At 52.6% G+C, this 21,152-nt stretch carries 16 protein-coding genes, 1 tRNA gene and 1 pseudogene; 10 read left to right on the top strand and 8 right to left on the bottom strand.

Annotated features, from left to right (window positions below):
• Window positions 1-69: 69 nt before the first annotated feature.
• A complete protein-coding gene (locus I6L36_RS17905) occupies window positions 70-1,611 on the top strand; it encodes a tyrosine-type recombinase/integrase (RefSeq protein ID WP_109113081.1) in 1,542 nt (513 codons plus the stop codon).
• 777 nt (window positions 1,612-2,388) lie between these two features.
• Here the strand turns inward: I6L36_RS17905 and I6L36_RS17900 are convergent.
• Together I6L36_RS17900 and I6L36_RS22205 are read right to left on the bottom strand one after the other, a co-directional pair.
• The gene (locus I6L36_RS17900) at window positions 2,389-3,420 is read right to left on the bottom strand and encodes an IS630-like element ISAhy2 family transposase (protein ID WP_001809438.1); all 1,032 of its coding nucleotides are present in this window, start codon (window positions 3,418-3,420) and stop codon (window positions 2,389-2,391) included.
• 736 nt (window positions 3,421-4,156) lie between these two features.
• A complete protein-coding gene (locus I6L36_RS22205; RefSeq protein WP_269475265.1) occupies window positions 4,157-4,288 on the bottom strand; it encodes a hypothetical protein in 132 nt (43 codons plus the stop codon).
• Between the two features lie 229 nt (window positions 4,289-4,517).
• Here I6L36_RS22205 and umuD point away from each other — a divergent pair, with 229 nt between their 5' ends.
• Both umuD and umuC read left to right on the top strand, forming a co-directional pair.
• Complete coding sequence (gene umuD / locus I6L36_RS17890; protein WP_010676201.1) at window positions 4,518-4,940, top strand: translesion error-prone DNA polymerase V autoproteolytic subunit; 423 nt, start codon at window positions 4,518-4,520, stop codon at window positions 4,938-4,940.
• Between the two features lie 3 nt (window positions 4,941-4,943).
• Window positions 4,944-6,215, top strand: coding sequence for a translesion error-prone DNA polymerase V subunit UmuC (gene umuC / locus I6L36_RS17885; RefSeq protein ID WP_216986761.1), 1,272 nt, complete (start codon window positions 4,944-4,946; stop codon window positions 6,213-6,215).
• Here umuC and I6L36_RS17880 read toward each other — a convergent pair.
• The 5 genes from I6L36_RS17880 to I6L36_RS17860 form a co-directional block, all read right to left on the bottom strand.
• Complete coding sequence (locus tag I6L36_RS17880) at window positions 6,198-6,605, bottom strand: hypothetical protein (RefSeq protein ID WP_216986760.1); 408 nt, start codon at window positions 6,603-6,605, stop codon at window positions 6,198-6,200. The two genes, umuC and I6L36_RS17880, sit on opposite strands and share 18 nt — an antisense overlap.
• A gap of 42 nt (window positions 6,606-6,647) precedes the next feature.
• Window positions 6,648-7,367, bottom strand: a complete 720-nt coding sequence (locus tag I6L36_RS17875) for a hypothetical protein (protein ID WP_101531700.1) — start codon at window positions 7,365-7,367, stop codon at window positions 6,648-6,650.
• Window positions 7,368-7,389: 22 nt separating this feature from the next.
• A complete protein-coding gene (locus tag I6L36_RS17870) occupies window positions 7,390-8,646 on the bottom strand; it encodes a relaxase/mobilization nuclease domain-containing protein (protein ID WP_216986759.1) in 1,257 nt (418 codons plus the stop codon).
• Between the two features lie 89 nt (window positions 8,647-8,735).
• Window positions 8,736-9,152, bottom strand: a complete 417-nt coding sequence (locus I6L36_RS17865) for a hypothetical protein (RefSeq protein WP_141116462.1) — start codon at window positions 9,150-9,152, stop codon at window positions 8,736-8,738.
• Window positions 9,153-9,536: 384 nt separating this feature from the next.
• A complete protein-coding gene (locus I6L36_RS17860) occupies window positions 9,537-9,884 on the bottom strand; it encodes a hypothetical protein (protein WP_216986758.1) in 348 nt (115 codons plus the stop codon).
• A 3,865-nt stretch (window positions 9,885-13,749) separates the two neighbouring features.
• Between I6L36_RS17860 and I6L36_RS17855 the strand changes: the two genes are divergently transcribed.
• The 3 genes and pseudogenes from I6L36_RS17855 to I6L36_RS17845 form a co-directional block, all read left to right on the top strand.
• A tRNA-Arg gene (locus I6L36_RS17855) sits at window positions 13,750-13,826 on the top strand.
• Between the two features lie 457 nt (window positions 13,827-14,283).
• Window positions 14,284-15,108 carry a polyphosphate kinase 2 gene (ppk2, locus tag I6L36_RS17850; protein WP_010673303.1) on the top strand — a complete coding sequence of 275 codons (825 nt, stop codon included), beginning with the start codon at window positions 14,284-14,286 and terminating at the stop codon, window positions 15,106-15,108.
• A gap of 159 nt (window positions 15,109-15,267) precedes the next feature.
• Window positions 15,268-16,462, top strand: a pseudogene (locus I6L36_RS17845) (PQQ-dependent sugar dehydrogenase); the annotation flags it as partial.
• A gap of 81 nt (window positions 16,463-16,543) precedes the next feature.
• On the opposite strand, the gene I6L36_RS17835 reads toward I6L36_RS17845, so the two are convergent.
• Window positions 16,544-17,338, bottom strand: a complete 795-nt coding sequence (locus I6L36_RS17835; protein ID WP_041211238.1) for a DeoR/GlpR family DNA-binding transcription regulator — start codon at window positions 17,336-17,338, stop codon at window positions 16,544-16,546.
• 256 nt (window positions 17,339-17,594) lie between these two features.
• Between I6L36_RS17835 and ltnD the strand changes: the two genes are divergently transcribed.
• The 4 genes from ltnD to otnI are packed head-to-tail and all read left to right on the top strand — an operon-like array spanning window position 17,595 to window position 21,145.
• Window positions 17,595-18,503: an L-threonate dehydrogenase gene (ltnD, locus tag I6L36_RS17830; protein ID WP_109113012.1), complete on the top strand. Its 909-nt coding sequence runs from the start codon at window positions 17,595-17,597 to the stop codon at window positions 18,501-18,503.
• Window positions 18,500-19,750, top strand: coding sequence for a 3-oxo-tetronate kinase (gene otnK, locus I6L36_RS17825; protein ID WP_109113011.1), 1,251 nt, complete (start codon window positions 18,500-18,502; stop codon window positions 19,748-19,750). Before ltnD ends, otnK begins: the two co-directional genes overlap by 4 nt.
• A complete protein-coding gene (locus I6L36_RS17820; RefSeq protein WP_043758491.1) occupies window positions 19,743-20,375 on the top strand; it encodes an aldolase in 633 nt (210 codons plus the stop codon). The genes otnK and I6L36_RS17820 overlap by 8 nt, the downstream gene beginning before the upstream one ends.
• Window positions 20,372-21,145: a 2-oxo-tetronate isomerase gene (otnI, locus tag I6L36_RS17815; protein WP_010673296.1), complete on the top strand. Its 774-nt coding sequence runs from the start codon at window positions 20,372-20,374 to the stop codon at window positions 21,143-21,145. The genes I6L36_RS17820 and otnI overlap by 4 nt, the downstream gene beginning before the upstream one ends.
• Window positions 21,146-21,152: the final 7 nt, after the last annotated feature.

Here is a 21,152-nt window from a genome sequence, read left to right as displayed (position 1 = left end):
TAGTCATTTAATATCAATGGGTTACCAGTAAATGCTCTCGTGCCATATGACTTATTCGCACCTTCCCTAATGGCTCCCAAAAATCCGGCTACATCCATACGCAAAGAAGAGTTCGATCTTAAGACGCTGCTCCAGGGTCACCCTGCGGCCATAATTAAAGGGAAATTCTCATTTACCTTTAAAGACCAGTACATAGATAGTCTTCCATTTATTAATGATAAAAATAAATGTGTTGAATTAACGCACTATAGTTCTGACGATGAAAAATATAATGAAAAGAACAAACCAAGATTAAAACTAAGAATCGGAAACAGTGTTAAGACATTCTATATTGTTTACGATAAAAATCGGAGGCAGAAAATTGGCAATTGGATGCCTCGCACTAAAAGTGGACATTACCAAAAAGGTTTTTTTAGCGTTACACAGGCTAAGGAAGAGTTTAAGAGATTAGTTAGTGATGCTGAAAAGATTAATCCAGAAAAGTGGAAATATCAGTCTTTTACATTGAGAACTTATCTTTTAGAGCATTATAAAAACGACCGTGAAAATAAATCAAACAAGAGGAATTCATTAAGCCCTGTTACCGACAAAACAATAAGGGAAATCTCATCTGCCTTTGAACCATGGTTAGACCTAAAGCTATCTGAATTTAATGAAGATCATCCAGTAATATTCAAAAAGTATTGGCAGAACAAAGAAACGCCAATAACATCAGAAACAATGAGGAAATACTATTCCTTATTAAATAGCTTGTTTAATATGTGTGTTACGTGCACCTATTTACCAAAGAATAAAATTGATAGGCATATTTTTCTGTTCCCCAGAAACCCTAAGAGGCCTGTCACAACATATACTGACCCCACAAATGAAGTCGTGGAATTTATTTTTAATGAAGACACTCCAGGTGGTGGGGATTCCAAGATCATAGTTGCAACCATGTTCCTATGCGGGGCAAGAAACTCTGAAATATATAGAAACACAAGCAACAACTTTAATATTAATGATAGAACCATACGTATTCCTGAGCACATTAGTAAAAACAAGGCTGCACGCATTGTTGCTATTGAGTCAGACTCATACTGGAATTATGTAGCGAAATACAAAACTCTAAAAAGCTTGAGTGATAGAGAGGGTGAGTTAATGTTTCCTTGTTGTCGCGAAGCAAAGGCCCCCCATGTAACTTCGAGCCTTTATCAGAAAACTTGGCAGGCAGTTAAAAAAGAGTTTAATTTTCCTAAGATAGGCCGATTATATGATGCCAGACATACTTTTGCCAAAAAAGCACTAGAAAGCGGAGTGCCTATTCAAGATTTATCCAAGATCACTGGACACAGCCTCCAAACGCTGATGGATTACTATATTGACAACAACATCAGCAAAGCTACAAGAGAAAAGTTAAGGGATGCAACAAATTCTAATGCAGCTATAAAGGTGCAACAGGAAACAAATTTCCCTCCATCTGTTAATAGCCTATATGAAAGCTATATTAGGAGATGTATAAAGAAGAATATAAAAGATGAACTCTCTACGTTCGTACAAGAAATGAAAGATTTGGGTGACCAAAACCAACTAAATGCAGAGCAAATTTTTTGGCTTAAAGAAATGCTGTAGCGTGAATATAAAGCTATTATTTTCTTGAAATGGATTTGCTGAATGAGGCCATATTTCAGGTATAGGCCATGAACATGATTTAGTTCGCTCATTCGCTAATGGAGGGGGCGAGTGCCCTCCATATCAGCAACATCAACAATTATAACCAGTGAGGTAACTGTCAGAAAATCTGAACATCGAGTACGATGATGAGAACAAATCATTGTCAATATGGGAACAGTAAAATATGTCACTTTCAGTTTATCAACCCAGTACGCTGGCTAGTTCAGCCCCCACCCTTATGACAACTCTCAACATCCCTCAAGATCCACTGAGTGCACATCTCTGGTTCATAGCTGGCGTAGGGAAGGTGCGAATAAGTCATATGGCACGAGAGCATTTACTGGTAACCCATTGATATTAAATGACTAAAATTTTCATTTTTTGTTCTTGGGATACTTGTTCGCACTTTCCTTAGCTTAAGACATCAATGCTCCATCACTCAGTAATAAATTAGATTCATATAAACAGAAAACAGAAAACAGAAAACAGAAAACAGAAAACAGAAAACAGAAAACAGAAAACAGAAAACAGAAAACAGAAAACAGAAAACAGAAATGTAACCTCAGTTAAGATGTGGTTATATTCGCCCTGTAGGGCGGAAAATTTAAAAGGTGTTTTTGCTAGGCACGATAACCCTACCTGTGCAAGCGCTTCTCTGTTAACATCCGCAGCCCATGAACAAGTCGCATACTGGCGTGACTGTAACGCCGCCTTAAATAACTGATCCCAATAGTGCTACACCTTCGCTGTGCCATAGCCATTCCCCGGGAAAGGAGACACGGTATCCATGAAGTGTTTCACTCGGGCCAGCAGGTTTGCCATCCCTCTGCATTGATGATTGCGCGTGATGGTTTCATGTAACTTGTGCCATAGCCGTTCTATGTGATTAACCCAAGGGCTGTAAACTGGCTGGAACACCAGGCAGAACTTGGGATTCTTCTTCAACCATCGCTCGGTCTGTTTGCTTTTGTGAATGATGTAGTTATCGAGGATCAACGTGATGGTTTTGGCTCGTCGGTAGTGGTGGCGCAGCTTTTCCAGCATGGCAATAAACAGCGATGAGTTTTTCTTGATCCCGCTGACGTAAAGTACCCTTCCGTTGCCTGCGTGGAGAACGCCTGCCAGATAATGCTTGGCATTCTGCCCCGGTGTGACAACCCGCTTTTGCTGCGCTCTGAACATCCAGTCGGCTCCTAATTTGGGATTGAGGTCTATATCGACTTCATCCTCATAAAACACCGGATTATCGGCATCACAGCGGGCCAGCGCGGCGTCGATATTCGCCATTTTTTCCTGATAGGCTGGGTCTTTTATCCGCAAGGTCGGCACGGGCCTGCGCCAGACAATGCCCATACGAGGTAACCATCGGCGGAGCGTGGAGGCTGCCACATTGAGCCCTGTTAACCGATTGATTTTTATAGCCAATAGTTCAGTACACCAACGGCTGCGCTGATAACCAAAATCTTGCGGAGAAAACTGCATGAGCAGCACCAGTAAGGTGACAATCTTGGCGATAGGTAAGACTGGGGCACGGCCAGCCGGTAAGGCTTCTAGCGCATCTATGCCTTCATCTCGATACCACCGAAGCCAACGACCGATGGTCGAGCGCGCAGCGCCGGTAAGGTGATGAACATCGGTGATCGTGCGTCCTTCATGTAACAGCAAGATGGCCATCAAGCGACGAGCATGTCCTTTATCACGGGTGGCATGGATGATTTTGTGAATGCGGCGCCGTTGTGGTCGTGGCAGAGGTGGTAGGATAGGCATCAACTCAGTCCTTTGGGTGTGGCTTGTTTTGTTTAGCGACTAATCAGATCGCACAAACTGGACTGAGTTCCCTTCCTCCGGTGATCTACTATTCGGAACAGCTATTTAGTACAGTTTTCGTCAGCCAGTGTTGAGGTTGCTCCTATGCAGGGACACAGCCATGATAGTGCTCGACATGTGCCAGGTAGTCCGTGGATTGCAGCAACTGGAATACCCCATTTGACAAGCTCCCGGTGGAATACTTGGCCAGATAGATAACTGGATCAGATGCACCACGCCAGTGGTGCAACATTGAAAATTGCTATCGAGCTATCCTGTCTACCTGGGAGAGCCAGCGCCGAAAGATCTATGGACAATCCTCGCTATGCGAGAATGATGTAGCCACATCGTTACCTGTTAGGTGAGAGGGGTGCGCTTTATCTATATATATAAAAACAATGCCTCTCAGCTGTGCACCTCAGCTCTAGTGCCACCAAAACACCTTCAACGAATGGTCCAATGGAAACCACGGGTAGATAACTGGATCACATGCACCACGACCAGTGGTGCAACCTAGAAAAAATGGCTACTGAGCTATCCTGCCTGGGGGGCGAGTACCGACAGATCTATGAACAATCCTCGCTACGCGAGAATGATAGCCATAGCTATTCACCTTTTCAGGTGAGAGGGATACGCTTTATCTATATATATAAAAACAATCCCTCTCAGCTACGCAACTCAGTTACCCTGCTGGACCTCAGAGTTTCTCTCGCTCCTGGGCGGTTGGCTGCTCACGTTCGGCCATGAAGTCGGCGCTCATACAAGGCTCATCAAACCACCTATCCCAGGACTCACCTACAGGTGTGATTATGCGAGTACGACCAACCACGACGATCTCAACATGCGTGACCTCATCTCTGGCAGGGCCACTTCCTCGGGCAGGTATACCCCCTGGCCACGACCACACCTAAAAACTGTTGATTCCATCACGCGTCCTATGAACACAGTACCATGTGAACCGAACATAGCTAATGGGCCCGGTATGTCAACTGACACCGGATGCACACGTTATGCAATACGGCTATACTGTATATAAAAACAGTAACCAGTGAGCCACCATGTTCGCCATCCCACATCCAACCCCGGACGCTCTAGAGCTGCCGCTTTTTCTGTCCCCTGTGGTTTGCGGCTTTCCTAGCCCAGCACAGGACTATATTGAGCAAACCATAGATCTGAACCAGATCTGTATTGAGCATCCCGCTGCCACCTTCTATGTCAGGGCCAGTGGCCACAGCATGGTGGAAAAGGGCATCAATGACGGGGATCTTTTGATCGTAGATAGGGCGCTCAAGGCCCGCCACGGCGCTATCGTTCTAGCCTGCCTTGATGGAGAATTCACTGTCAAACAGCTGCAAGAACGCCCGTTCCCTGCCCTGCTACCCGCCAATCCGGATTTCCAACCCATCCATCTATTGGACGGGCAGGAACTAGAAATTTTTGGCGTCGTAACCTATGTGCTCCACAAGACCAAACTGGGGTAAACCATGCCCAACGCCATTGCCCTCGTCGATGTGAACAACTTCTATGCGTCCTGCGAGCGCCTGTTTAGGCCAGACCTCAAGGGGCGCCCGATCGTGGTGCTATCAAACAACGACGGCTGCGTTGTGGCTCGCTCGGCAGAAGCCAAGGCGCTTGGCATCAAGATGGGTGTTCCCTACTTCCAGATCCGTCAGTTCTTCGAGACCGTAGGCGGCGTTTGGTTCTCGAGCAACTACGCCCTCTATGGTGATATGTCACAGCGCGTAATGACCACGCTGGAAGGCATGGTGCCAACTGTCGAGGTGTACAGTGTTGATGAGGCGTTTATTGAACTGAACGAATCATGGGCGGGAGACCTGACAGCATATGGTCGTCAGATCCGTGAACGAATACAGCAATGGACTGGACTCACAGTCGGCGTCGGGATCGGGCCAACCAAAACACTCGCCAAGCTGGCAAACTACGCCGCGAAGAAGTGGCCTGCGACTGGTGGAGTGGTTGATTTGCGTGATGAGGCACGTCGAGCGCGTTTGATGGCTATCACTCCGGTCGGGGAAATATGGGGAATAGGTAGAAAACTGACCAGCAGGCTCGAAGCGCACGGGATCAATAGTGTGGCGGACCTAGTCGCTGTCGATGGTAAAAACCTACGGCATCGTTATGGGGTCGTTGTTGAGCGAACCGTGCTAGAGCTACGCGGCTACCCATGCGCCAGCCTGGAGCAGGACACACAAGCCAAACAGCAGATCATCTGCTCCCGATCATTCGGTGAACGGATCACACACATGAATTCCATGCATCAAGCACTCGCAGGATATATGGAACGTGCAGCTGAAAAACTCAGGGCAGAGGGAATGTGCTGTCGCCATGCCACTCTATTCATTCGCACCAGCCCCTTCAATGACAAAGAGACCTACTACGGCAACCACGTGAGCACCAAGCTGGCTGTGCCTACCAACGATACTAGGGAGCTGCTGGGAGTGATCCACTCACTGCTCTCTCATATCTGGCGGGATGGGCATCGCTACCAAAAAGGGGGCGTGATGCTAGCCGACTTCACTCCTATCGGCAGCCAGCAGGGAGATTTGTTCGACCATCATCAACATAAGCCCCGCAGTCAGGACCTAATGCAGATGATCGACCGAATCAACCAGGGACGATTAGGAAAAATTCATTTTGGAGCTCGTGGGAGAGACAACAGTGATTGGATTATGAGGCGTGAAAAACTCAGTCCCCGCTATACCACGGCATTAGACGAATTACCCATTGCAAAGTGACAACCCGGATTTGCACTCAGCAAGGCGCTCTTGCGCCATCATCAATTCGCAACCGGTGATTCGGTCAACGCCTTTAACATCACGCATTGGTGGTTTAATCTCATGTCCGTTGAGCATTCCAGTTAGCATCCACTGCCGCAGTTGGCCCAATGAGAGCCCCAATTGCCTGGCAGCATCCAGCATTCGCCATGGCAGCTTAAATTGCAGATCGTCGGACACAGGGTCAGAGTTACCTGCCTGCAATTTTAACAAAGCACGGTGGGCAAGGGTCTCTGCCATTGCTCCAAACCGCGCTTCGCTATATGTGACTTTCTGCCCTAAGTAGCTGGCCTGCCACAGGCCACGAGATGTTTGAACTGTAACGCTGCCGGAACCAAATGGTTTACTCATTACACACTCTATCCTCTATAGAGGCCCAGTATGAGGCGGGGATTACCCCTCGATCAACAAGTTAGCTGGAGATTTATCTTTAATAGCCTTCTTTATCAGCGACAATCTTACTGTTCTATGATTATCTGGAAGCATTTTTTCAAAATCATTCTGCTTATAACCAGAAGCTGCTGTAATCAATAAATAACAATCTTTATCTCCCAAGAAAAGAGAAAACCATTCCTTCATTGTGAAAGGATTTTTTTTATGAATTTCAATTAGTGCATTTAAAATGTTATTGAACACTTCAGACAAACGACCTTTTTTTCTCAACTCAATAATATTTGAGTATAACGAGTTGTTAGACTCAACAGATTGTATGGGTGACGACAGTGGGATTTGATTGATGATTACACCAATAAATTCACCAACCCTACAATCTGGAATATACCCATAATGATCTCGATACTTATCATCGTCGCTCTTATTACGTTTGATAACAGGACACCCGCCAATTAGTCCTTTTTTCTGATTTTCCATGTAAGCATACTGGACCAGTCGTTGCTGCTCCTGGACCCATAGCTTTGCATTTTTTGCGTCAGCCTCGGTTAACTCTTTTATCAGAGAAAAATCAGAATTCACATCAACTGTACCTAGGTGAACATTTACAGCCCTATACCTACGAACACATTTACCTGAACTGAGCTCCAGCTCTTCCAGTACACTCACGGTTTTGCTAAATGATACTGTTCTAAGATTTGCATTCAACCTCATGTTAGCCATGCCACACCTCTCATTATTATTGTTATTTTATGTTTTTTTCTTTGGTTTGTTCGTGTGATATGGGATCCCCATACCAATCAGCAATCCATTCATTGTTCGTCAAAATTTCATTCTTAAGTTTTTCTCTGTCTAAGAAAAACATGTTTGGCTTATCAATAGTATCTTTTTCTGAGTTGATATCCTGGACATATCCATCAGGAATCAATGCGTTTGATCCTACATGAACGCTCTCCAGCCCTTTCCTAAAAATTGTAGCCAAAACGTCTTTCAACAGTGATCGTGCATTTGATATAAAACTATCTGACGGTTCTTCGATTGATAGCAAAACAAAATCCAATCTTAGAAGCCGGAAAAAGAATGACGATGTACCATATGTTTTTTTATCCACAAATGACTGCACTGATCTTTTCATCTTTGCATATTGTTTTTTAGTACAACGAATCCATGCAGTAAATAGTATAACCTTAAGCTCGCTTAATTGATTTGATTCACCTAATTGCAAATTTAAATCATCTCGCCGAGGTGAATATTCAATGCCCTGGTCGAGCAGCTTAGACCAGGTAGCCCGCAATCTCTTAACCTTAGACCCTGATATCCATTTCTTACCGTCTATACTATAACAAATACCTTTTGGCTCGTGATTATCTGCTCTCCTCACCCTGACCATTACATTATGCTCACGCAACCCAGTGACAAATTCAGTCATGTTGTTTGGCTGGTTTTTAAAAACCACGTCCATTGCATCCCTAATTATACAGGCGGGATCATGCATAGCATGAAAGCTCCCTCTACCACGGCCATTTTTAATATTGACTATGCTATACTCATGACCGAAATTTGCTTCAGGACTTTTACAGTTCGCCAATCCCAATTCAATTTCTATTTTTCGAGCAGCGTCAACTCCCCGAGCATAGTCGTTACTATCATCAACTAAGGTTCTGTCAAGTTTTACTCTACATGCCACAACATGTACATGTAGAGACCTTGTATCGCGGTGTATAACAGATGTCCATCGAGTATCGCTACCATATCCCAGTTCAATCATTAGCAGCCTAGCTGCAACTAGACATTGATATGGCGTTAATGATTCATCGGGGCTTAATGATAGTGAATAATGTGCACATAGTTGGTTTCCTGTGCCTGCATACAATGATGCCTGCATATTCAACTCCATGAGTAGTGGCCCGATGTCATAATCAGAGACCTCACCTCTTTCATTCAATGTAATATTTGGTCTATTAATTACACCACCACCGAGATGATAAACCTGTGATGGCATGGATTTTCGTTTCCTACCAATATGTATAGCTCGGTAAATATAAGACAGTCTGTACTGGAAGTTTTGGCCGAACCTGTGTTTTTCAAAATTCATTTCAACTTCACTCCAATCAGAGCTTTTTCAATTCCTATAAACAGAGAATTTATAGATGAGAAAGCCTGCATCACTGGAGAGTTATCACTACTGTCAGTAATAAATTTATAAACGTCACTACCGACTTCAGCTTGTCTAATCAACAAAATGATTTGATTTAAATTCGATGATATATTGTATACCCCCTCTAGCAATCTCACACGATCATCATATGAAAAATCTGGTGAGATAATACTGTCTGGTTCCCTGAGAGCCAAAAACCGAATCAGGCTAGACTTTTTGGGAATGCCATAGGTTTTACTATGCTTAGTTAAAACACGTTGCTCAGCTGCATTAAATGAGATTCGGAGTATTAAGCTGCGTTTTTCGTCAGCTGATTTTTGGGGTCTACCTGAGCGTGGTTTTATGTTCATTGCGTGCACCTTTATAATAATTATTAGTAGTGTTATGCGTTTTATTTTTCAAGCCAACCTATTTAACAGACATTAAAACATAGCTGGTTTAGCGTTTTTTCAAAAAATATACAATAAATTTATACGAAGTCACATTCAGAAGTGAGCTAAATTATTCAGTGACATTTAATGCTCACTCTAATTATAGTATTGCAAACACTAAATATAATATCAACAATTTTTTGAGTTAAATTATTAATTTAACGACTAACGTTATCAATGGCATTGGCGAAAGTTAATATTTAAAATATGAAATTAACTAGACTTATATGGTGATTTTAATTTTCTTCCGTGAAATTAAAACTATGACATAGGCTGATTAAAGTTATATAAAAAGGCATGCTCTCATCCTATGACAGACATACCTTTTCTAGATCTAGCCGAACCAATGATGTCATATAAGCTCAAGACTGTGAGATAAAATCCTCCCAAATGATTGATCATCAACATAACCCGCATGATCATTTTTACGCATATTTTTATCTGACTCAGCACAGTAAAAAAGCACTCCTCACATAGATGCACCTCATATGCCGCACCATCATTTTTCGAACCATAACCCCATTTTGCAGTCAGGGCTCCAAACTGAGGATTATACAAATTTGGGTTCATATGTGGGGTTGTGCTTTTATGGCATACGTCATACTGAATATCAGCTATAACCTCAACCTCTTTTGTGGTCATTATTTTCATCGAACACTCGCGATACATGTAGAGTAATGGACGAATAGCATTAACAAAAATGTCTCATGCCACCCTAAACAAAATTTATTATAGTAGAATGAATAAAAAAAGCAGCCTTACGGCTGCTTTCAATACCACTATAATTGTGGATTAGATCAGATAATCCTCTAAGGACTTTCCGCTAGGGAAAGTGCGAACAAGTATCCCACGAACAAAAAATGAAAATTTTAGTCATTTAATATCAATGGGTTACCAGTAAATGCTCTCGTGCCATATGACTTATTCGCACCTTCCCTAGCATTATCTCCTAGCTGTAGTTTGGTGCCAATATTTATCATTAAAATTATTGATCTTTATATAGCCACTGTAGTGGTCTAATCATCCCGGACACCATTTTGGGTGGTACAGTTGCCACCATAACCTGAGGTGTTCAATGACAAGATTACGTCGCTCATTTACTGCCCAATTCAAACTCTACGCAGTCGCAATATAGGTTTCGTGAAATGGAAACCTGGCTGCTGACGACTGGCCGAGCTTCTCCTTAATGGTCTCTGGCAGTCACATTATCGGTATCGTGAAATGGGATCCTTCCCATCCAGTGATGGCGATTGTCAGCTGACAACGGACCAATCTTCGCCTGAGTACCTGAGGCCGGAACAGCTATAGGTATCGTGAAATGGAACTCCGACCCAAGCCGATAGCGATTGTCGGCTGACAACGAGCTGATCTGCACCTGAGTACCCGCTGGCCCGAAGTGCTACAGGTATCGTGGAATGGAATTTTGACCCCGGCAAACATCGATTGTCGGCTGACAACGGGCTGATCTGCGCCGGAGTACCCGCTGGCCCGATGTGCTACAGGTATCGTGAAATGAAAATTTGACCCCAGCGAGCTCGATTGTCGGCTGACAACACGCTGTTTTGTGCTGCTCGACATCGGGGCTTATCAGCTATAGGTATCGTGAAATGGAATTTGGCTCATTGCAGGCAGCGATTGTCGGCTGACAACACGCTGATCTGTGCATGAGTACCCGCTGGCCGGAACTGCTACAGGTATCGTGAAATGGAAATCTGACCCCAGCAAGCTCGATTGTCGGCTGACAACGGGCCGATCTGCACCTGAGTGCCCGCTGGCCGGAACTGCTATAGGTATTGTGAAATGGAAATCTGACCCTGACAGGCAGCGATTGTCGGCTGACAACGAGGTGATCTGCGCCAAAACTCAAATAGGCCGGAACTGCTACAGGTATTGTGAAATGGAAATCTGACCCTGACAGGCAGCGATTATCGGCTGACAACAGGCTGATCTGCGCCAAAGCCACAGCAGGCAGGAACAGCTACAGGTATCGTGAAATGGAAATCTGACCCTGACAGGCAGCGATTGTCGGCTGACAACAGGGGTTATCTACGTCAGACCCCAGCAGGCCAAAACGGCTACAGGTATCGTGAAATGGAATTATGACTCTGGCTAAATTCGATTGTCGGCTGACAACGAGGCGATCTGCACCAGAGCATCCGCTGGCCCGAACTACTACAGGTATCGTGAAATGGAAATTCCGCCCCAACAAGCTCGATTGTCGGCTGACAACGGGGTATCTGCACCAGAGCATCCGCTGGCCCGAACTGCTACAGGTATCGTGAAATGGAATACTGACCCAGGCAGGCCGCAATTGTCGGCTGACAACAGGGGTGATCTGCGCCAGACCCCAGCAGGCCCGAACTGCTACAGGTATCGTGAAATGGAATATGCAACTGACCCAGGCAGGCCGCAATTGTCGGCTGACAACGGGGTATCTGCACCAGAGAACCCGTTGGTCGGAACGGCTACAGGTATCGTGAAATGGAAATCCCGCCCTAACAAGCTCGATTGTCGGCTGACAACGGGGTATCTGCACCAGAGCATCCGCTGGCCCGAACTGCTATAGGTAGCGTGAAATGGAAATCTAACCCTGGCAAACATCGATTGTCAGCTGACAACGAGGTGATCTGCGCCGGAGTGCCAGCAGGCCGCAACTGCTACAGGTAGCGTGAAATGGAAATCTAACCCTGGCAAACATCGATTGTCAGCTGACAACGAGGTGATCTGCGCCGGAGTGCCAGCAGGCCGCAACTGCTACAGGTAGCGTGAAATGGAATCCCGCCCCTAACGAGCTCGATTGTCGGCTGACAACGAGGTGATCTGCACCAGAGCGCCAGTAGGCTGGAACTACTACAGGTATCGTGAAATGGAATTCTGCCACTGGCCAACATCGATTGTCAGCTGACAACGAGGTGATCTGCACCAGAGCGCCAGTAGGCTGGAACTGCTACAGGTAGCGTGAAATGGAAATCTAACCCTGGCAAACATCGATTGTCGGCTGACAACGAGGTGATCTGCACCAGAGCGCCAGTAGGCTGGAACTGCTACAGGTAGCGTGAAATGGAAATCTAACCCTGGCAAACATCGATTGTCAGCTGACAACGAGGTGATCTGCGCCGGAGTGCCAGCAGGCCGCAACTGCTACAGGTAGCGTGAAATGGAAATCTAACCCTGGCAAACATCGATTGTCAGCTGACAACGAGGTGATCTGCGCCGGAGTGCCAGCAGGCCGCAACTGCTACAGGTAGCGTGAAATGGAAATCTAACCCTGGCAAACATCGATTGTCAGCTGACAACGAGGTGATCTGCGCCGGAGTGCCAGCAGGCCGCAACTGCTACAGGTAGCGTGAAATGGAAATCTAACCCTGGCAAACATCGATTGTCAGCTGACAACGGGATATCTGCACCATAGAACCCGTTGGTCGGAACGGCTACAGGTATCGTGAAATGGAAATCCCGCCCTAACAAGCTCGATTGTCGGCTGACAACGGCAGTATCTGCACCAGAGCATCCGCTGGCCGGAACGGCTACAGGTATCGTGAAATGGAAGTCTCGCCCCAGCAAGCTTGATTGTCGGCTGACAACAAGGTGATCTGCACCAGAGCATCCGCTGGCCCGAACTGCTACAGGTATCGTGAAATGGAAATCCCGCCCTAACAAGCTCGATTGTCGGCTGACAACAGGGGTGAACTGCACCAGAGAACCCGCTGGCCGGAACTGCTACAGGTATCGTGAAATGGAAATCCCGCCCTAACAAGCTCGATTGTCGGCTGACAACGGGGAGATCTGCACCAGAGCATCCGCTGGCCCGAACTGCTACAGGTATCGTGAAATGGAATTATGACCCTGGCAAACAGCGATTGTCGGCTGACAACGGGATATCTGCACCATAGAACCCGTTGGTCGGAACGGCTACAGGTATCGTGAAATGGAAATCCCGCCCTAACAAGCTCGATTGTCGGCTGACAACGGCAGTATCTGCACCAGAGCATCCGCTGGCCGGAACGGCTACAGGTATCGTGAAATGGAAGTCTCGCCCCAGCAAGCTTGATTGTCGGCTGACAACAGGCTTATCTGTGCCTGAGTACCCGCTGGCCGGAACTACTATAGGTATCGTGAAATGGAAATCTGACCCTGACAGGCAGCGATTGTCGGCTGACAACGAGGTGATCTGCGCCAAAACCCAAATAGGCCGGAACTGCTACAGGTATCGTGAAATGGAACTCAGACCCTGGCAAACAGTGATTGTCGGCTGACAACGGGCCAATCTGCGCCTCGGTGGCCGCAGGCGATCCAATTATCGATACCATGAATGGCAAAAAGGGCACTACATAAGCCTTGATGAGGTCAGATTGGAGTTAGCAATCGAGGACTAAAAATCATTTTTTTGCCGTGTGGTGGCTCCCTACCAAAAAATCTGAACAACAAGCACCCAATCAGGCTAAAAAAGAAGCTTTCCGACAGAAAATCTACGCAGCTGTTTATTTTTATTAGTATTTTTATATAATGCGCGCACGTCCCAGTGGCACAGCTGGATAGCGCGCGCCCCTCCTAAGGGCGAGGTCGCAGGTTCGAATCCTGCCTGGGACGCCATCTCGTAACCTCATTTCACCACCCAATAATGCATTTGCGCATGCGTTGCAAGCATTATTTTGCGCTATTTCAGCGCTATTCAAATCCAAAAATGCACTCAACCCATTGTTTTTTAACGATATTTTTTATTTAAAAGCTCTTATAACCATCCCCTCCTAAGGGACAGGCCACTGGTTCGACTCCAGTCGGGAACACCATACACAGCAAGGGGCTGGCATCGTCATGATGCCAGCCCCTTGTGCGTTTCTGCGCCATTTCCCCTGCATCCATGGCGGCCAGGTCCCGCCTCCCTCTTCAATGTCTCACTGCCACCAACAACCCCGCGAGCCCCACCAAAAATGATCCCGGCCATCCCCCGGTAGTTCCCACCCCCGGTGGCGGTAAACCGTCATCTACCCTTGAAGGGCGCCGTCCGGCAGGACGGCCCTCCATTCGCCGAGACACAGAGAAGGACATCATGGGCAGCAAACGAAAATCCAGAACGGAAGAACCGGTCGTGGCCGAGGCGCAAAAGCCCCTTGGCAACAAGGCATACGAAAAAGCGCTGCGCCTCTTGCACGTGGAGCTGGTCAGGCTGCAGCAGTGGGTGGTGCACAAGGGGCTCAAGGTCTGCATCGTCTTCGAGGGGCGCGACGGGGCCGGCAAGGGGGGCACCATCAAGGCGATCACCGAGCGGGTCAGCCCCCGGGTCTTTCGGGTCGTCGCACTGCCCGCCCCCACGGAGCGGGAGAAGAGCCAGCTCTACTTCCAGCGCTACATCCCCCATCTGCCGGCGGCGGGGGAGATCGTCATCTTCGATCGCAGCTGGTACAACCGGGCCGGGGTGGAGCGCATCATGGGTTTTTGCAGCGAGGAGGCGAGCGACAAATTCCTGGCTGGCACCCCCATGGTGGAAAAAGCCCTGGTGGACTCTGGCATCATTCTGCTGAAGTACTGGCTGGAGGTGACCCCACAAGAGCAGGAGCGGCGGCTGCGTGATCGCATCGACGATGGCCGCAAGATCTGGAAGCTCTCCCCCATGGACATCAAGTCCTTCGATCGCTGGGATGACTACACCCGGGCGCGGGATGCCATGTTCATCGCCACCGACACCGCCTGGGCCCCCTGGTTCGTGGCCCACTCCGAAGACAAGAAACGGGTGCGCCTCAACATCATCTCCCACCTGCTGGCACACATCCCCTACGAGGCGCTGCCGGCGGAGCCGGTGAAGCTGCCCAAGCGCAAGATAGGCAAAGTCAAACCATCGGATCACCCGCTTCGCATCGTGCCAGCCCTCTTCTAGCCAGAGGGGGTGAGCCCTGGCTCACCCCCTTTCCCTTCCTGCCCCAAAGGACAACCGGCGCCGCCTGTATCACCCAATGGCTTGTTGTTGCTCACGTTTTCCCGTTTGCCTCCCCTATACTTCAGCGACATTCAGGTCTGGCCGAGCGAGGAGGCCCCCATGTTGCGACTGTTTGCCCTGCTGCTTGTCTGCCTGGTGCTCCCGGTGCGGGCACTGACCCTGACCCCGGTGGCGGGGGAGCTGCGCCACCCCTGGGGGCTCGCCTTCCTGCCGGATGGCAGCTACCTCGTCAGCGAGCGCCTTGGGCGCCTGCTGCGCATCGACGCGGGTGGCAACCGCCATGTGGTCTCCGGCCTGCCGCCCCTCGCCGCCACGGGTCAGGGGGGTCTGCTCGATCTCGCCCTGGACGGCGATGGCTGGCTCTATCTCAGCTACAGCGAGCCGGGGGACGGAGGCGCCGGCACCGCCGTGGCCCGGGCCCGACTACAAAAAGACGCCCTCATCGACTGGCAACTGCTGTTTCGCCAAGAGCCCAAGGTGGCCGGCGGCGCCCATTTCGGCTCCCGCCTGGTGCTGACGGATGACCACCTCTTCATCACCCTGGGGGATCGCTACAGCGAGCGGGAGCGGGCCCAGACGCTGGACAACCACCTCGGCAAGACGGTGCGTCTGCACAAGGATGGCCGGGTCCCCGCCGACAACCCCTTCGTCAAGACGCCGGGGGCCCTGCCGGAGATCTGGAGCCTGGGCCATCGCAACATGCAGGGGGCGGCCCTGCGCCCGGGCAGCCAGCAGTTCTGGGCTCACGAGCACGGTCCCCAGGGCGGGGACGAGGTCAACCTCATCCTGCCAGGCCACAACTACGGCTGGCCCAGAGTGACCTTTGGCGAGGAGTACGGGGGCGGCAAGATTGGCGTGGGCCAGAGCGCGCCGGGCATGACGGCGCCGCGCTGGATCTGGGTGCCCTCCATCGCCCCCTCGGGCATGACCTTTTATCAGGGGGACCTGTTCAGGGAGTGGCAGGGGGATCTGCTGGTCGGCGCCCTGCGTGGTCAGGCCTTGTTGCGCCTGCACCTCGACGGAGACAAGATAGTGTCGGCGGAGCGGCTGCTGACCGATCTGGGGGAGCGGATCCGTACCGTCAAGGAGGGCCCCGACGGCGCCCTCTACCTGTTGACGGATTCAGGCCAGGGGCGCCTGCTCAAACTGACCCCATAGCATGAAAGGAGCAAGGATGAAGACGAATCGCATGCTGCTGGTGCTCTGCACCAGCCTCTGGTTGCTGGGCTGCAACACCATCCACGGGATGGGGCGGGACATCGAGAAGGCGGGGGAGGTGATCCAGGGCTCCGCCAAGCTGACGGACGCACCGGCCGCAGAGGGTCGCTGATCCCGGCCGGGTGGCGCTGTGGTTCGCCCCCTGTCGCCCCTCTCCTTACCCCTGTTCGGCGCCGGCCACCAGACTGGCCAGCGGCGCCATGGTCACCCTGACCCCGTGCTGTGCCAATGCCTCGCGGGCGCTCTGGGGCAGTTGCTCGTCGGTGATCACCTGATCGATCGCATCCCAGCTCACCACGTTGAAGGTCCCCACCTTGCCATATTTGGACGAATCGCAGATGAGGATGCGCGTCGCCGCCGACTCCACCACGGCTCGCTTCACCGGCACCTTCTGTTCGCTCGGGGTGGAGATCCCCTGACTGTCCCAGGAGGAGGCTGACAGGAAGGCGATGTCCAGATGGAGGTTGCGCAGGAAGTGGGCGGTAGCCTCCCCGGCACAGGACTGGTTCTCGCGAATGACCTGCCCTCCGGTGTGATAGAGGCGGCAGCGGCCGTGCTCGATGAGGTAGGCGCAGACCATGAAGTCGTTGGTCACTATCATCAAGTCTTCCCGAAGCGCCAGCTCCCGGGCCAGCTCCAGGGAGGTGGTACCGGCATCCAGATAGACGGTGCTCCCTTCGCTCACCTGGGCGGCGGCGAGCCGGGCAATGGCCAGCTTGGCCCCCTGCATCAGACTGCGCTTGGCGGCGTGGGAGGGCTCGCTCTTGATCCGCTGGGAGAGGCTGACCCCGCCGGAGACAGAGAGTACCCGCCCCTGCTCCTCCAGCTTCTGGATGTCGCGCCTGATGGTCATGTGGGAGACCTGCAGCCAGTCGGTCAGCTCCACTATGCTGACCACGCCGCGCTCTGCCAGCAGTTGCAGGATACGTTGCTGTCGCTCTACGGGAATCATCTTGCCTCGCGCCTCGGGAAAAGGAAGGTGCCATTCTACCCCAGCGACCTGGGAAAAAATGATAAATAACCTGAAACGGGCTCACAAATCACATTTATTCACAATAAAAACGCCAAAATTTGACTCGAAAGAATCTCAATCCTCATAAATAACAAAAATTAACACGCGATAAGTTATTTTTTGTGATGGCTGCCTGATATTTCATCGCCGCAAGCCTCTACTATCTGCTCATCAGTCGTAATCGAGGAATCACGAGATGAGCACTCCCTATCATGTTGCGGTCATCGGCCTGGGCGCCATGGGCATGGGCGCCGCCCGTTCCTGCCTGCGGGCCGGGCTCACCACCTATGGCATCGACCTCAGCGAACAGGCTCGCGGCCAGTTGCAGCAGGCCGGTGCCGCCGCCGTCATGGCCGATGCCAGGCCCCTGGCCGAGACGCTCGATGCCGTGCTGTTGCTGGTAGTCAACGCCACCCAGGTTCGCCGCATCCTGCTCGGCAACGAGGGGCTGGCTCGCCACCTCAAACCGGGCACCGCCATCATGGTCTCTTCCACCATCGCCGCCGAAGAGGCGAGCGCCCTGGCTGCCGAGCTGGCGCAGATGGGACTGCCGATGCTGGATGCGCCGGTTTCCGGTGGTGCCATCAAGGCCGATGCCGGCGAGATGACGGTGATGGCCGCAGGCTCCGACGCCGCCTTCGACAAGCTGGCCCCGGTGCTGGATGCGGTGGCCGGCAAGGTCTACCGGGTCGGCAGCGAGCCGGGCCAGGGCAGCACGGTCAAGATCATCCACCAGCTGCTGGCCGGGGTGCACATCGCGGTGGCCGCCGAAGCCATGGCCCTGGCCAGCCGGGCAGGGGTGTCCCTGGATCTCATGTATGACGTGGTGACCCATGCCGCCGGCAACTCCTGGATGTTTGAAAACCGCATGCCCCGGGTGCTGGCCGGTGACTACCAGGCCCGCTCCGCAGTGGACATCTTCGTCAAGGATCTCACCCTGGTAGCGGACACCGCCAAGGCGCTGCGCTTCCCGCTGCCGCTCGCGAGCACGGCGCTGAACATGTTCCTCGGTGCCAGCAACGCGGGCCACGGTCTGGAAGATGACAGCGCCGTCATCAAGATCTTCTCAGGCATCACCCTGCCGGGTCAGGAGGAGCAAGCATGAAACTCGGAGTCATCGCAGACGACTTCACCGGCGCCACCGACATCGCCGGTTTCCTGGTGGAGAACGGCCTCGCCACCATCCAGTTTGCCGGCATCCCGGCAGAGGCGGATTTGACCGGGGTCGACGCCGTGGTGATCAGCCTCAAGAGCCGCTCCTGCCCGGCCGATGAGGCAGTGCGCGACTCCCTGGCGGCCCTCGACTGGCTCAAGGCCCGCGGCTGCCCGCGCATCTACCAGAAGTACTGCTCCACCTTCGACAGCACGGCGGCGGGCAACATCGGCCCCGTCACCGACGCCCTGCTGGCGGCGCTTGGCCAGCACTTCACCCTGATCTGTCCGGCCCTGCCGGTAAACGGTCGCACCGTCTATCAGGGCAACCTCTTCGTCGGCGCCCAGCCGCTCGCCGAGTCCGGCATGCGCCATCACCCCATCACCCCCATGACCGACAGCAACCTGCTGCGGCTGATGGAGGGGCAAGCCCAGGGCCGCGCCGGTCTGGTGCCGTTCAATACCATCGCACAGGGTCCCGGCGCCATTGCCGACGCCTTTGAGCAGCTAACGCAAGCTGGTGTGCGCTACGCCGTGGTCGACACCCTGACCGAACAGCACCTGCTGGACATCGCCACCGCAGCCCTCGACATGCCCCTGGTGACCGGCGGATCCGGCCTCGCCATCGGCCTGGCCCGTCAGCTTGGGAGCGGCGATCTGCAGGGTGCCCGCGAAGCGGGCTGGCCCAGAGGCACCCGCGCCGCGGTGCTGTCGGGCTCCTGCTCCGAGATGACCAACCGTCAGGTGGCCCGCTATCGCCAGCACGCTCCTGCCCTGGCGCTGGATGTGGTGCGCTGCCTCGAAGAGGCCGACTACCCGGCCGAGCTGGCGCGCTGGGTACTGGACCAGCCCCGGACCCCGGCGCCGCTGGTCTACGCCACCACCAGCCCGGCAGAGCTGGCCCGCATTCAGGAAACCCACGGCCAGCAGGCGGCCAGCGACGCGGTGGAACACTGCTTTGCCCGCCTCGCCCAACTGCTGCAAGGCGCCGGGGTGGACCGCTTCATCATCGCCGGTGGCGAGACCTCGAGCCGGGTCACCCAGGCCCTCGGCGTCAAGGCGTTCCACATAGGCCCGCAGATCGCCCCCGGTGTGCCCTGGGTGCGGGCCATCGACGCCCCCCTGTCGCTGGCCCTCAAGTCCGGCAATTTCGGGAGCGACGACTTCTTCGACAAGGCTCAGGAGTACTTCCATGACTGAACAGGCACTGCGCGACACCATGGTGATGCTGGGGGCCTCCCTCTTCCAGCGCGGATATGCCACCGGGGGCGCCGGCAACCTCTCCGCCCTGCTGCCGGACGGCACCCTGATCGCCACCCCGACCGGCTCCTGCCTGGGACGGCTCAGCGCCGACAGGCTCTCTCACGTCAACCTGCAGGGGGAACACCTGGGAGGTGATCGCCCCTCCAAGGAGGTGGCCTTCCACCTCGCCATCTACCACAACAATCCGGACTGCCGGGCCGTGGTGCACCTGCACTGCACCCACCTGACCGCCCTCTCCTGTCTGGAGGGGCTGGATCCGGCCAACGTCATCCGCCCCTTCACCCCCTACTACGTGATGCGGGTCGGCCAGTTGCCGCTCATCCCCTACTACAAACCGGGGGATGCCCGCATCGCCGAGGAGCTGGGGCGCCGCGCTCCCGAAGGCAACGCCTTCCTGCTTGCCAACCACGGCCCCGTGGTGACGGGCAAGGATCTGGTGGATGCGGTCAACAACATGGAAGAGCTGGAGGAGACGGCGCGCCTGGCACTGATGCTTCATGGCCAGTCCATCCGCTACCTGAGCGAACCCGAAATTGATGAATTGAGGAGGATGAAACCATGAGCAAGTTTGCAGCCAATCTCACCATGCTGTTTACCGAGGTGCCGTTCCTGGAGCGCTTCGCCGCCGCCCGCGACGCAGGCTTCGAGGCGGTGGAGTTCCTCTTCCCCTACGAGTGGCCGGCCGCAGAGCTGGGCCGCCGCTTGCGCGAGCAGGGGCTCTCCCAGGCCCTGTTCAACATGCCGCCGGGCAACTGGGGCGCGGGGGAGCGCGGCATGGCCGCCATCCCGGGGCGGGAAGCGGAGTTTCGCGGCCACCTGCCAAGCGTGCGTGACTATGCCCTGGCGCTCGGCTGCACCAAGGTACACGCCATGAGCGGCATCGTGGACCCTGCTCATAGCCTCTCGGCCCACCGCCAGACCCTGATCGACAACATCCGCTTCGCCGCCGACTTCCTGGCCGAAGACGGCATCAAGGTACTGCTCGAGCCGCTCAACGATCGGGATGTGCCCGGTTACTTCCTGGCCCACCAGCTCGACGCCCTGGCCTTGGTGCAGGAGATAGACAGACCCAACGTGGGGGTGCAGCTCGACCTCTATCACGCCCAGATCATGGACGGGGATCTCACCCGTCTCATCGGCAAGCTGGGCCCGGCCATCGGCCACGTCCAGATCGCCTCGGTGCCGGATCGCCACGAGCCGGACGAGGGGGAGATCGCCTACCCCCACCTGTTCAAGGCGCTGGCGCAGGCGGGCTACCACGACTGGATAGGCTGCGAGTACAACCCCAGAGCCGGCACCCGGGAAGGGCTGGGCTGGCTGACACAACAATAACGACCCT

Origin of the sequence: Aeromonas sp. FDAARGOS 1406 (assembly GCF_019048565.1) — a bacterium.
Taxonomy (GTDB): domain Bacteria; phylum Pseudomonadota; class Gammaproteobacteria; order Enterobacterales; family Aeromonadaceae; genus Aeromonas; species Aeromonas caviae.
This window is presented reverse-complemented; position numbering and strand designations above follow the sequence as displayed.

What these genes read in the sequence shown, in the direction of transcription:
- I6L36_RS17905 (WP_109113081.1), top strand. Translation starts at nt 70, where the DNA reads ATGGCTCCCAAAAATCCGGCTACATCCATACGCAAAGAAGAGTTCGAT.
- I6L36_RS17900 (WP_001809438.1), bottom strand. Translation starts at nt 3,420, where the DNA reads ATGCCTATCCTACCACCTCTGCCACGACCACAACGGCGCCGCATTCAC.
- umuD (WP_010676201.1), top strand. Translation starts at nt 4,518, where the DNA reads ATGTTCGCCATCCCACATCCAACCCCGGACGCTCTAGAGCTGCCGCTT.
- umuC (WP_216986761.1), top strand. Translation starts at nt 4,944, where the DNA reads ATGCCCAACGCCATTGCCCTCGTCGATGTGAACAACTTCTATGCGTCC.
- I6L36_RS17880 (WP_216986760.1), bottom strand. Translation starts at nt 6,605, where the DNA reads ATGAGTAAACCATTTGGTTCCGGCAGCGTTACAGTTCAAACATCTCGT.
- I6L36_RS17875 (WP_101531700.1), bottom strand. Translation starts at nt 7,367, where the DNA reads ATGGCTAACATGAGGTTGAATGCAAATCTTAGAACAGTATCATTTAGC.
- I6L36_RS17870 (WP_216986759.1), bottom strand. Translation starts at nt 8,646, where the DNA reads ATGCCATCACAGGTTTATCATCTCGGTGGTGGTGTAATTAATAGACCA.
- I6L36_RS17865 (WP_141116462.1), bottom strand. Translation starts at nt 9,152, where the DNA reads ATGAACATAAAACCACGCTCAGGTAGACCCCAAAAATCAGCTGACGAA.
- I6L36_RS17860 (WP_216986758.1), bottom strand. Translation starts at nt 9,884, where the DNA reads ATGAAAATAATGACCACAAAAGAGGTTGAGGTTATAGCTGATATTCAG.
- ppk2 (WP_010673303.1), top strand. Translation starts at nt 14,284, where the DNA reads ATGGGCAGCAAACGAAAATCCAGAACGGAAGAACCGGTCGTGGCCGAG.
- I6L36_RS17835 (WP_041211238.1), bottom strand. Translation starts at nt 17,338, where the DNA reads ATGATTCCCGTAGAGCGACAGCAACGTATCCTGCAACTGCTGGCAGAG.
- ltnD (WP_109113012.1), top strand. Translation starts at nt 17,595, where the DNA reads ATGAGCACTCCCTATCATGTTGCGGTCATCGGCCTGGGCGCCATGGGC.
- otnK (WP_109113011.1), top strand. Translation starts at nt 18,500, where the DNA reads ATGAAACTCGGAGTCATCGCAGACGACTTCACCGGCGCCACCGACATC.
- I6L36_RS17820 (WP_043758491.1), top strand. Translation starts at nt 19,743, where the DNA reads ATGACTGAACAGGCACTGCGCGACACCATGGTGATGCTGGGGGCCTCC.
- otnI (WP_010673296.1), top strand. Translation starts at nt 20,372, where the DNA reads ATGAGCAAGTTTGCAGCCAATCTCACCATGCTGTTTACCGAGGTGCCG.